At 41.8% G+C, this 11,848-nt stretch carries 13 protein-coding genes; 6 read left to right on the top strand and 7 right to left on the bottom strand.

The annotated features are described in order from the left end of the window. Positions 1-238: 238 nt before the first annotated feature. On the bottom strand, positions 239-637 hold the full coding sequence (locus ACY8D0_RS27055; protein ID WP_462413552.1) for a hypothetical protein: 399 nt from the start codon (positions 635-637) through the stop codon (positions 239-241). 684 nt (positions 638-1,321) lie between these two features. Between ACY8D0_RS27055 and purT the strand changes: the two genes are divergently transcribed. Together purT and ACY8D0_RS27045 are read left to right on the top strand one after the other, a co-directional pair. Beyond that, a complete protein-coding gene (gene purT, locus ACY8D0_RS27050; protein ID WP_462413551.1) occupies positions 1,322-2,503 on the top strand; it encodes a formate-dependent phosphoribosylglycinamide formyltransferase in 1,182 nt (393 codons plus the stop codon). A gap of 89 nt (positions 2,504-2,592) precedes the next feature. Continuing rightward, the gene (locus ACY8D0_RS27045; RefSeq protein ID WP_462413550.1) at positions 2,593-2,856 is read left to right on the top strand and encodes a hypothetical protein; all 264 of its coding nucleotides are present in this window, start codon (positions 2,593-2,595) and stop codon (positions 2,854-2,856) included. Between the two features lie 51 nt (positions 2,857-2,907). Here ACY8D0_RS27045 and ACY8D0_RS27040 read toward each other — a convergent pair whose 3' ends face one another. Further along, positions 2,908-3,957, bottom strand: a complete 1,050-nt coding sequence (locus ACY8D0_RS27040) for an ATP-binding protein (RefSeq protein WP_462413549.1) — start codon at positions 3,955-3,957, stop codon at positions 2,908-2,910. A gap of 246 nt (positions 3,958-4,203) precedes the next feature. Between ACY8D0_RS27040 and ACY8D0_RS27035 the strand changes: the two genes are divergently transcribed. After that, positions 4,204-5,073 carry a proline iminopeptidase-family hydrolase gene (locus ACY8D0_RS27035; RefSeq protein WP_462413548.1) on the top strand — a complete coding sequence of 290 codons (870 nt, stop codon included), beginning with the start codon at positions 4,204-4,206 and terminating at the stop codon, positions 5,071-5,073. 2 nt (positions 5,074-5,075) lie between these two features. Beyond that, complete coding sequence (locus tag ACY8D0_RS27030; RefSeq protein ID WP_462413547.1) at positions 5,076-5,471, top strand: VOC family protein; 396 nt, start codon at positions 5,076-5,078, stop codon at positions 5,469-5,471. A 42-nt stretch (positions 5,472-5,513) separates the two neighbouring features. Here ACY8D0_RS27030 and ACY8D0_RS27025 read toward each other — a convergent pair whose 3' ends face one another. Next, on the bottom strand, positions 5,514-7,469 hold the full coding sequence (locus tag ACY8D0_RS27025; RefSeq protein ID WP_462413546.1) for a GTP-binding protein: 1,956 nt from the start codon (positions 7,467-7,469) through the stop codon (positions 5,514-5,516). 184 nt (positions 7,470-7,653) lie between these two features. On the opposite strand from ACY8D0_RS27025, the gene ACY8D0_RS27020 reads away from it, so the two are divergent. Further along, the gene (locus ACY8D0_RS27020; protein ID WP_462413545.1) at positions 7,654-8,646 is read left to right on the top strand and encodes a transglutaminase domain-containing protein; all 993 of its coding nucleotides are present in this window, start codon (positions 7,654-7,656) and stop codon (positions 8,644-8,646) included. A gap of 260 nt (positions 8,647-8,906) precedes the next feature. Here the strand turns inward: ACY8D0_RS27020 and ACY8D0_RS27015 are convergent, their stop codons facing one another. The 3 genes from ACY8D0_RS27015 to ACY8D0_RS27005 all read right to left on the bottom strand — a co-directional run bounded on the left by ACY8D0_RS27015 (position 8,907) and on the right by ACY8D0_RS27005 (position 10,182). Continuing rightward, positions 8,907-9,335, bottom strand: a complete 429-nt coding sequence (locus ACY8D0_RS27015; RefSeq protein ID WP_462413544.1) for a spore coat protein — start codon at positions 9,333-9,335, stop codon at positions 8,907-8,909. A gap of 18 nt (positions 9,336-9,353) precedes the next feature. Next, entirely contained in the window at positions 9,354-9,833 is a 480-nt protein-coding gene (locus ACY8D0_RS27010) for a spore coat protein (RefSeq protein WP_462413543.1), read from the bottom strand. Between the two features lie 115 nt (positions 9,834-9,948). Continuing rightward, the gene (locus tag ACY8D0_RS27005) at positions 9,949-10,182 is read right to left on the bottom strand and encodes a spore coat protein (RefSeq protein WP_462413542.1); all 234 of its coding nucleotides are present in this window, start codon (positions 10,180-10,182) and stop codon (positions 9,949-9,951) included. A gap of 160 nt (positions 10,183-10,342) precedes the next feature. On the opposite strand from ACY8D0_RS27005, the gene ACY8D0_RS27000 reads away from it, so the two are divergent. Beyond that, on the top strand, positions 10,343-11,572 hold the full coding sequence (locus ACY8D0_RS27000) for an ATP-binding protein (RefSeq protein ID WP_462413541.1): 1,230 nt from the start codon (positions 10,343-10,345) through the stop codon (positions 11,570-11,572). Between the two features lie 53 nt (positions 11,573-11,625). Here the strand turns inward: ACY8D0_RS27000 and ACY8D0_RS26995 are convergent, their stop codons facing one another. Then, on the bottom strand, positions 11,626-11,844 hold the full coding sequence (locus ACY8D0_RS26995; protein ID WP_462413540.1) for a PCI domain-containing protein: 219 nt from the start codon (positions 11,842-11,844) through the stop codon (positions 11,626-11,628). Positions 11,845-11,848: the final 4 nt, after the last annotated feature.

Raw genomic sequence — 11,848 nt, 5'->3', positions numbered from 1 at the left:
AAGAGGTGAGTATAATTAAAAAGATTCATGAGACCCAGCCAATCGAAAATCAACCCAACCCGGAAAATGATCAAATATATACACCCATAGAGAACCTTCAGAGGATTGAAGGAGGAGGAGTTTTTAGAAGGACCAAAGTCAATTTGCATTCCCTGCCCAAAGGCATCCGATATATCGGATATTTTATGATTGGCTTTTTAATCATGACGTTTATTTTTATGTTCGTTACCCACTTATTTTAATATAGAAAGCGGCCGTGCTCATGCCTGGCCGCTTTCTTCTCTCTATTAAGGAGATGATTCAAATATCTCGAAAGTATTTCCATTAATGAATGCATGGAAAAATACATGGGGTAATCTTTCCATTTAATCTTCAATATCTTTAACTTAATTAATACCAAATCAATGACCACGGTAATAGACAGACGCTGCAGGCGATAAACCAAACCGGGCTTAGCGGTAGCAAAAACAGATAGACACGTCAGTAAGAGACTATAGAGAGGGGCAATGAGGAAATGTTCTCTCCACGAGTGAATACGCCCAAATTCAAACCGGATTTTCTTTTTGGCGGCCAACACAAACATAAAGGTAATCCCAATGACTTCTACTGATAAAAATGGGAACTCTTTTGAACCCATTTGTTGGAGCTTTTAATCCTTTGAAGAAAAAATCACTAAGAATAAAATAACATAGGATTAAAATAAACGTATAAACAGGACTCCACCAATTTTCTTTGTATATTTTTAAACGCAAAAAAAGTTTTTCAATCAAAAAATAAAATAAAGAAAAACAGGCTTTCCATTTCCAATCTTTTTGGAAAACCGTTAAAAAGGTCGAAGCAATAGGAACGAACACACCCTGTGATAGGATTGCCCCAAAGATGTTATCAAAGTAGCGTTTTTTGAAAACAGAGGGTTTATATCTGTAGGCCTTAAATAAATTTAAAACGAAGTACTCGAATAAGTAAGCAAACCCAATATTTGACAACAGTAAAATCCACGTGTTTTTGTTCCTTTTCTTTTGTATTAAAGGAAATAGCAGGATGAAATGAATCAGGGCTAAAATTAGAAAAGGGACTGAATTTCTATTTATAAGATGTCTGCGCTTCTTCATTTTTACCACCATTTGTTGTTGGATTATCTCTTTATTATCTGTCTTTTAATGAAAAAAATAACCAATAAATATTAGAATAAATAAACGGATATATACGAACAAAAACATGGATTTTAATATCATAGTTCGTGTTAAAGCGAATAATATTTCTTGATGAACCTTGGAAATTGCGTTATTATAGAAAAAACACAAACATTAGGGAGAGAATTATGTCTTTTAACATGAATGGCTGCCAGACAAAGAAAATAATGCTGCTAGGATCAGGGGAATTAGGGAAAGAGATTGTTATGGAGGCACAGCGCCTGGGGCTTGAGACAGTTGCGGTGGACCGTTATGCTAATGCACCGGCCATGCAAGTGGCGGACCGCTCTTATGTGGTTAATATGCTCAATGGGGAAGAGCTTCGCAAGGTGATCGAGTTGGAAAAACCGGATTCAGTCATTCCAGAGATTGAAGCCATTGCGACCGAAACATTAGTGGATCTTGAACGAGAAGGCTTTCACATCGTCCCAACTGCTAAAGCCGTGAACCTGACAATGGACAGGGAAGGGATTCGGCGTTTGGCTAGTGAAGAACTAGGGCTTCCCACTGCCAAATATGCTTTTGCTAACACACTAGAAGAATTGCAGACTGCTGTCAGGGAGATTGGGTTGCCATGTGTCATTAAACCGATCATGAGCTCTTCAGGTAAAGGGCAAACCATTTGCCGTTCACTGGAAGATATTGAAAGCTGCTGGAATGCGGCCATCACCGGAGGACGCGCCCAAAAAATGCGGGTCATTGTCGAGGAATTTATCCACTTTGACTCGGAGATCACTCTATTAACTGTCCGTTCTGTGTCCGGCACTACTTTTTGCCCGCCCATTGGCCATATCCAAAAAGATGGGGACTATATTGAATCCTGGCAGCCGCATCAAATGCCAGAGTCACAGCTTGTGGAAGCAAGGCAAATTGCCAAAAAAATAACAGATGCCTTGGGTGGTTATGGACTATTCGGAGTTGAATTGTTTCTTTCAGAAGAAGGAGTTACCTTTAGCGAAGTTTCGCCGCGTCCACATGATACGGGCATGGTGACGATGGTTTCCCAAGACCTCTCCGAGTTCGCCTTGCATATTCGGTCTGTTTTGGGATATCCCATTCATGAAGTTCAATTATTGGCACCTGGCGCTAGCCATACCGTAAAAGCGGCAGAAGAGTCTCAATCTTATCACATAACAGGCATTGCAGAAGCACTGGCCAGTCCTCATACGCAAGTCCGTGTTTTTGGAAAACCTGAAACAAAACCCGGACGCCGCATGGCTGTTGCGCTGAGTACCGGTGAATCCATTGATATGGCCAGGGAACGAGCCGATAAAGCCGCTTCAGAAATTACGATTGTTCTAAATAAATAAATGGCGGAGAAGACCTTTGAAATGAAGGTCTTCTTTATTTTTGGATATCCTACTTATTAAGACAATTCAGTAACGGAGGGAGTAATTCTATGCAACTGGAGGGGAACCTGATTTCGGGTGAATTTGATGAAAGTATGAATGAGTTTTCCTTAAAGAGTTTCAAGCATTTCTATACAGAATCGACCATTAATTCAGCCCAATTCACAAGGCTTTATAGTTATTTAACCAAACACGCTAGTGACCCTGAAGGACAAATTATCACCCTGTATGACCAAATTCCAATTAAATTAAGCCAAGCAGAGACACAGCTTTTACTGGGCGACCTCAAGAAAATCCAGTCGATGTATCATTAAAAAAGTGTTTTGCAGTAATCGTATAAATAAGTCTGTTCCGATGGAGCAGACTTATTCAACGAACATTTTTGGCAAACGTATGGTTACCGTCGTGCCCTCATTCAATTTTGTTTGGACATCAATTGTGCCATGGTGGTTTTCGATGATCCGTTTGCAAACCATCAAACCCAAGCCTGTTCCTTTTTCTTTGGTCGTATAAAACGGTTCAAATAATCGTTGTTGCCTTTCCTCTGAAATTCCGCAGCCATAATCTCTTATCCTAATCATAAAACTTTCTTGACTGGCATTAATTAAAGAGATATCAATGGTATGATGCACAGTAGTTGCCTCAATGGCATTCTGAATCAGGTTAATTAATACCTGTTTTAGTTGATTTTGGTCGCAAAAGGCCATAACCGAATCTTCAAAATAAGTGGTTACTCCGATATTCATTAAGGTTAATTGTGGTTTCATAAAATTTAAAACACTGTTGATTAACGGAACCACACTCGTTTGTGTAAAATGCAACTGGTCGTTGGGCTTCGCGATGACCATAAACTCGCTGACAATCGAATTAATTCGGTTCAATTCCTCCAGCATGATTCCAAGATAGCTTTTTAACGTAGTATCCTCGATCGTTTCATTCATCATTTGGGCAAAACCAGTAATTGATGTTAATGGGTTTCGTATTTCATGGGCGATCCCTGCGGCCAGTTCCCCTATAAGAGAAAGTTTTTCCATTTGCAGCAGCTTCTGTTCGGTTGATTTTTCCTCCGTGATATCGATAGCCGTTCCTACGACTTCAACCGTTATACCGTCCACGATATAAGGATTTAAGGAAGCAAGATAATAATGATGATCTATCTTGCCTTCATAAATGACCGGTGTCCCATTCCATGCCATTTCATAATAGGCGGTTTTCGGGATGGCGACCTCCGATGGAAAAAAGTCAAATAAGCTCCTCCCAACAATATAAGCAGGGTCCAAACCGGCTTCCACTAGGAAATCCCCTTCTGCAAATGTATGGATAAACTGGTTGTCTTTTTTGACATATTTGAATAAAAATCCATTTTGTTTTGGAATTAAATTTCGATAATCAACAGGGCTTCTGTTTGTTTCCATAGGCACAACATCCTTAAAAAGCAATTATTGGATATATAATTCTTTTCTCTCGATAAAATTCCTTCAACTCATACAAAAGTTTTAGAAAAATCGTGATTTTATCATTAAAAGTGGTAAAAAATGACTGCTTGGTGTCAAAAAAGGCGATAAACTGTTCAAGGTCTATGTTAACATTGTAAAATAATTGCATAATCCAAGCTAGGATTTTGCTAGATTCTTTAAGAGAAACGGAAGGGAGTACATAACATGTATGAAGAAGGCTTAGTCGACGTAACCGGGGGAAGGGTCTGGTACCAAAAATATGATGAAGGCACAGGACGGATACCGGTCATCATCTTACATGGGGGGCCTGGTTCTTCTTCCTATTCGCTGCAGGATTTAAAAGCCTTAAAAGCAGACCGGCCGGTCATTTTATACGATCAACTGGGCTGCGGCCGGTCCGATAGGCCGACAGATTCCTCGCTATGGCGTCTTGAGCGGTTTGTGGAGGAAGTCGGTCAATTACGGGAAGCGCTCAGCCTTGAAGAAGTCCATATTTTGGGCCATTCTTGGGGAACCACACTTGCGGCTGCCTATTGCTTGACCCAGCCGGAAGGTGTGAAGAGCGTTGTTTTTTCAAGTCCTTGCCTCAGTGCCCCATTATGGGAACAGGACCAAAAACGGAACTTGAAAAAACTGCCTGTTGAGGTCCAGGAAACGATTGAGCGCTGCGAGGAAAACGGGACAACAGACTCGGAAGAATTTAATCAGGCCATCGAGGTATTTAGCCAACATTTTGTCCGGAGAATCCCTAAACCTGAGCATTTGCAGAATGGTGACCAATACCGAAACCCAGAGATTTATAATCTCATGTGGGGCCCGTCTGAATTTACCGTAACAGGGAATTTAAAGACCTTTGATTGTACCTCACAACTAAAAGAAATCAAGTGCCCAACACTATTTACGTGCGGATTCTATGATGAAGCAACACCGGAAACCACCCAGTACTACAGCAGTCTGACTCCCGGTTCCAAGTTCCACGTATTTGAGAATAGTGCCCATATGGCATATATGGAAGAGCCTCAGGAGTTTTTAAGAGTCATCGGGGAGTTTTTAAAAAGGGTGGATGGAGAGTAAAGTTGGCAAAAGGACTGGTTCACCATATTGAAATCAATGTATCAGATTTATCAAAGTCGACAAGGTTTTGGGGTTGGCTGTTAGAAGAATTGGGTTACACGGCTTTTCAGGAGTGGAAGGGCGGAAAAAGTTGGAAGTTGGGTGAGACGTATCTGGTTTTTGTGCAAGCAGACAGTCAATTTCTCGAAATCCCCTATCATAGGAGCCGTGTTGGACTAAATCATTTGGCGTTTTATGCGAGTTCCCGGCAGCATGTCGATGAAATGACCCAGCGGTTAATCGACAAGGGCGTCTCCATTCTATACCAAGACAAACACCCATTCGCGGGCGGCCCGCAGCATTATGCGGTTTTCTTCGAAGACCCGGACCGGATTAAAGTAGAATTGGCTGCTCCATAATGCAAGTGGGAAAAGCAAAAAGAGATGGCTGTGAGACCATCTCTATTTTGCGTGCATTTGAATTTCGGCCTCTTCCCAAGGGACCGTGTAGGCTTGCCCCTTGGAGCAAAAAATGGAAGAGGATGAATACTCGGGGTCGGCGGCTTTATTGTAGTTGATTTTTTCGATCACTTCAGTTGCGTTATGGCAGGGGCCATATCCACCAAAGAACAGGTTTAATGTACCTTTTCCTTGGGTTAAGGAGGCAAACTGCGGACCATAATCCATAAAAGTAGCTACTGGCACTTTTCCGGTTAGTACGGCTTTTGTGCCTTCAGTCATGGGAGGGTCAAAGGTGCCATGGGCCGTTTGAATATCGGTCAGCACTTTCCCCATCAGGTCTAGTTCAAGCCGGATTTTAAAATTATAATACGGCTCCAGCAGGGTGTTGCTCGCTTTTTCAAGTCCTTGTCTTAGCGCGCGGTAGGCGGCTTCTCGAAAATCACCGCCGGAGGTATGCTTATTATGGGCCCGTCCGTTCAATAATGTGATTTTAACATCAGCTAGTGGCGATCCTGTCAGCAACCCATGGTGCTCCCGTTCAAAAAGGTGATGGCGGATTAAGTTTTGGCTGCCAACCGATAAATCATCGGCATGGCACCGGTTTTCAAACGAAATCCCGCTTCCTCGTTCGGCGGGTGAGAGCTTGAGATGGACCTCCGCGTAGTGTCCCAAAGGCTCAAAGTGTCCATATCCAATTACTGCACTTTCAATCGTTTCTTTATAGATAATCCCCGGTTCACCGAATGACACGTCCACAGCAAAACGTTCCTTCACGATTTGCTTTAATATTTCCAACTGGATGACCCCCATCACATGGACATGGATTTCTTGCGTTTGTTCCTCCCATGTGACGTTAAGAGAAGGGTCTTCGGCATCCAGTATCTTAAAAAAACGCAGTACCTCTTTTATGTTGATGGAGGGGAGGACGTTTACTTTCGCTTTCAAGGCCGAAAAGAGTTCATAGGAGGCTTTTTCGATTAACGTCCCAAGCCCGTCACCCGCTGCGGCAGCAGACAGACCTGTGACCGCAAAAACATCACCTGCAAAAATTTCATCGGCAGGCTTGAATTTTGTTCCGTTGTAAGAGCGAATCTGGGTTATTTTTTCGTAAGAAGACTGATCATCCTTTTTTGGGTACCGGATTTCATCACGTACCTTTAAAGTTCCGCTCAACGCTTTTATAAATGTCACTCTCGTCCCTTTTTCATCATAACGGATTTTATAAACGCGTCCCGAAAACGGCATGTCTGTCGGATAATGGGTAGAGGTTAACAAGTCCAGGCTTTCTAGAAAATGGTCGATCCCGATTCCCTGCAGCGCTGAACCATAAAAACAAGGATACATTTCTAGTTCTTGGATCTGCTTGACCATCTTATCCAGCCACAAATCCGGCTGATAACCTGTTTCCATATAATGTTCCAGCAAAGCCTCGTCCCGCTCAGCAACAAATTCAATCAAGTCTTCCGATAGTTTCCGGCAATCCATGTTTGGGGGAATCCTGCATACTTCGGCTGTTACAGTTTCCTGTATTTCCTGGATCACTCTGTCCACATCAGCTCCGGCCCGGTCGATTTTATTAATAAAGAAAAACGTAGGTATCCGGTGATTTTGCAACAATCTCCACACAGTTTCCGTATGGCCCTCGACACCTTCCACCGCGCTAATGATGACAATGGCATAATCCAGCACTTGAATGGCTCGTTCCATCTCCGGCGAAAAATCAATATGGCCAGGTGTATCAATCAAGTAATATTCGGACTCCCCATAGGTAAACACGGCTTGATCGGCAAACACTGTGATGCCCCTTTGCTTTTCAATGTCATGGCTGTCTAGGAAGGTGTCTTGATGGTCGACTCTTCCTCGATGTTTAATACTATGGGTAGAATATAGAATTTGCTCGGCCAATGTGGTTTTTCCGGCATCTACGTGGGCAAACAGCCCAATTGTCTTTTTCATTTTTCACCTCTTGTATACTTATTTCCTTAAAGTCTATTATATCAAAATAACAACCTCATAATCTAATGGGGCAAATAGTATTCCGGACCCAGCATTCCCCAATTCATTTTGTTCTATTTTCCTGTTGAGAACACCCAATAATTGGTTTATATTTGGAATGATAGGCAATTCGGAGGTGAATGTTTTGAAGAGACTGATTGTGTTCTTTATAGCTGTTTTTGCATTTATTTTCTTGTCCCATCAAGACATGCTTCCATCCACAGCCCAGATTCAAAGCTTCCTTGCCGGATTGGGAGGCGAGAAGTCAACGTCGCAACCGGAACAGGAAGTGGAAGTGGAAAAAAATGCCGTTAACTTGGCAGCTGACACCCCTTCAGAAGAGGCGGCCAACCCTGGGGCATCCAATGATAAATATAAGCCTGTCAAAATCCAAACCTATACGGTCTCCATGGAAAATGGAAAACTCGTGGTAGAAGGTAAACCCACACCTTATGGAAAATTACATAAAGCAGAAGGGGTGGTTTTAGCGATCCAAGAGGGCCGGTCCAACAAGAACGAGACGCTCCAAGTGCCATTTAGCAAAGGGAAATTTCATTATGAGTATCCCCTTGACTACGCCGTTGGGGAAGTGGTGTTAAACCTTGACGAATATTATCCAGGGAAAAAGGATGATCCGGAAAAGGTTTTGGGGTATGCTGTCTACGATTTGACTGATTCCGATCCGTATTTAACTCCGAGTTATATGGTACAAAGCAGTGATCCTACGATTCTATCACTTGCCAATAGTATTACTGCCGGAAAGCAAACGGACTCTGAAAAGTCGAAGGCGATTTTTTACTGGGTGGCTAAAAACGTGGCCTATGATGCGAAACTGGTCGATAGTCCCCAGCCGCCGCTGTATTCGGCCTTGCAAACGTATCAAACAAGACTCGTGTTATGTACAGGCTATGCGGATTTAAGTGCCGCGCTTCACCGCGCCATCGGGATTAAAGCCAAAGTGGTATACGGGGAAAATCATGCCTGGAATGAAATTTTATTGAATGGGGCGTGGCAGACCCAAGACCCCACCTATGCATCCGGTTTTATTGACTTGAACACGAAAGCATTTGTCAGAAGCTACCACCCCGATTATTTTACCAAATCCGATAAACATAAAGAAGGGGAGTATCCTTGGTAACCATATAGGATTTCTTGATTATGCAAAAAGGACGAAATACGGGATTTCGTCCTTTTGCATGATCTTCTATTATGATAAAAAAGGAGAGCCCAAACGCCGATTTTGATTTCTCCTTTTTTATAGTCCTTTGTAATGAGGATTCATGGCCATTCATGTCTATTTTAAAAGCATTAAACGCTGTCGAGGGGTTTCAGTGTTTTGGTCTTTAGAGTTTTGATAGAGTATTAAGAACAAGCGGCTTTTAAAAAAGCCGCTATTAATTATAAGACATCAATTTTAGCGACGATAGCTACAAGGATTTGCAGTAATGCTTGGATATTGACGGCAACTTGAGTATCAGTGGTGGTGACATGAACATGTTTAGAACCTTTAATAACCGTTTTTTGCGAGTTTCGTTGTTTCAATGAGAAAAACTGTTTCATATCTTGAACAACCTTATCCGCCTGGTCAGAGTCACCAATCGTGATGCTGATGACAACGGCAATCGCTACTTGCAAGGCTGCTTGTAACGATACAGCTGCTTGGGTATCGGTAGTGTGTACTTCGACATCTTCCGAATCCTTTACAATAATCCATTCCAGCGATTGTTGTTTTGTTAAAGCGACTTGATTTGCATCTTGTGCGACATCTGTACCGTGGTTACTGCTTTCGTCACAATGGTCCAATGCTCTCCATCTATTCTCACTCATTTTTTTATCACCTCTTTTTTATGCAATATCTAACTTAGCCACTAACGAAAGCAGCACTTGCAATAATGCTTGAATATTAACGGAGATATCCGTATCTGTGGTCGTGATTTTAACGTCTTTAGAGTTATCAATCACGATTCTTTGCTTGTTCTTTTGTTCCGAATCGAAAAATTGAACGAGATCCTGTACAACCCCATTGGAATCATCTGAATCAAGGATGGTGATCCTGATTACAAGTGCAATGGCTAATTGTAGCGCAAGTTGAATGGAAACGGCTGCTTGAGTGTCAGTGGTGTGAACCCAAATATTGCAAGAATCCTTAATGAAAATCAATTCATCAGAGTCTTGTTCCATAATGTCGACTTGGTCAGCATCTTGTGCCACTACCGCATCGTTGTTGTTGTTGTTGTCTTCGAAGCTTTGTTCAGGACTCTCAAAAGTTGGTGATTCTTCAAAATCACGGCAAAATTTGTTGTTGCTTCTTCTTCTGGTTGACAATTCTTTTCACTCCTTTGTTCTAGTTTCAATCTATAATATGGAAGTGGGTATTGAATAGTAATGGACAACATCCCAGTGATTGGAAATTATTATTTAAAATGAAAAAAACGCCTAATTAGGCGTTATTCTTATTATTTTTCTTTTTCTCTTCAGGTGGATTGGGCGGCTTCATGAATTGGTTCACTTGTTGAGTCAGGTCGTTGACCAATTCTTTAATCTGCTGCTTTTGCTCTTCGGACAGCCTGCCCTTGGCACTTGCCAAATCCACACCATTTTTCCGTAAAATATCATTCACTAATAAATCAATCATTTTATTATTAATACTTTGGTTTTTGGAAGAATCATCCATTATTAGTGTGCCTCCTTATAAAAAAATCTTAGCATTATAGCATATTCAAAACCCAGATGGTTTTCCTGTGCTATTGACACAGATTTTGGATTTATGGATGAAGGAAAATCAATCATTCTGTCGAATTTATTACTAAATTCCTATTTAAGAGGTCATGTTTATGAAGCGTAGTGGTCAAGTCATCTTGGTTTTGGTTTCCATTCTCTTTACTCTATACCAAAAAATCGCCCATCAAAGGGAGTTCTTTACATTTGATTTCTTTCTGTTTACCATCATTGCTTGGTTCGTCGGCTGGCAATACGATAAGGCCAGATACTATGAAAAAACCGCACGCGCCAGCGAAGAAAATTATAAAAAATTGCTGGACTCCTTACCTGAATCGGTCGCCATACACAGGGACCACCACATTATTTATATAAACCAATCGGCTGTTATGATGCTGGGCGCAAATCACAAAGAGGAATTAATTGGTAAATCCATTCATGAGTATATACACCCTGAGTACAACGGGCGATTGGAGGAACGGATCAAGCAGGCGAAAAAAGAAAATAAACCATTGAATAATATTGTTTATAGATTGAGACGCCAGGATGGAACACAATTTTTCTATGAGGTGTCTTCCATAACGATTCAATTTGAACATGAGGCTGCAGTCCTTACGATTGGAAAAGACATTACCAAATCCAAGGAACAAAATGACCTGATGCTACAAAAATCGGAAAAACTGGCATTGCTGGGTCAAATGGCCGCCGGGATTGCCCATGAAATCCGCAATCCGCTCACGTCCATTAGGGGGTTTATTCAACTGTTTAAATACAATCAGATGAATGAAGAATATTATGATGTGGTGTTATCCGAGCTTGATCGGATTAATGCCATTGTCGGGGAATTTTTGGTTCTTGCCAAACCATCTGCGGCCGTGTTCGTGGAACAAGATGTCAGTGAGTTGATTAAAGAAGTGATCACCCTGTCGAACACCCAATCGATATTGAATAATGTGGAAATTGAAGTGGATTTTGATGAAGGTCTGCCTAAGGTTTTCTGTGAAGAAAATCAAATCAAACAAGTCATTTTAAACTTGATAAAAAATGCGATGGAAGCTATGCCAAAGGGCGGAAAGATATTTGTGGCCATTAAAGCCATGCAAGAAGGGCAAATCAGCATCCGAATTCAAGATCAGGGCATAGGGATTCCCAAGGAACGAATCCCCACACTAGGGGAACCGTTTTACACAACCAAGGAAAAGGGAACAGGACTGGGGCTGATGACCTGTTATAAAATTATTGAAAATCACAATGGAAAATTGTCGATTCAAAGCGCGGTCAACGAGGGCACCACGGTAGAGATTATTTTACCTACCGTTACCCAGCCATTATTAACTCATAATTAATGAACGAAAAGGGGCTATCCAACAATCATTGGATGGCCCCTTGGTTGTCCGGATTAGCCCAGCAAATAAATATCATAATAGGGAGGCTCTGTCATCTGCCTTTTTTCAAGCCGGCCCTCACTGATCAAAGCTTGAAGGTTTGCTTCAACCTCCGTTTGTGGAACCCCCAGCAAATCCGCAATTTTAACCGTTGACAGTGTGATGTATTTCGGGTCTTTGGTGACAGAAGAAATCATCGTTCTGACCCGCTCGTACAAGAGCTCTTTATCCATGGAA

The organism is Neobacillus camarae (genome assembly GCF_054950115.1).
This window is presented reverse-complemented; position numbering and strand designations above follow the sequence as displayed.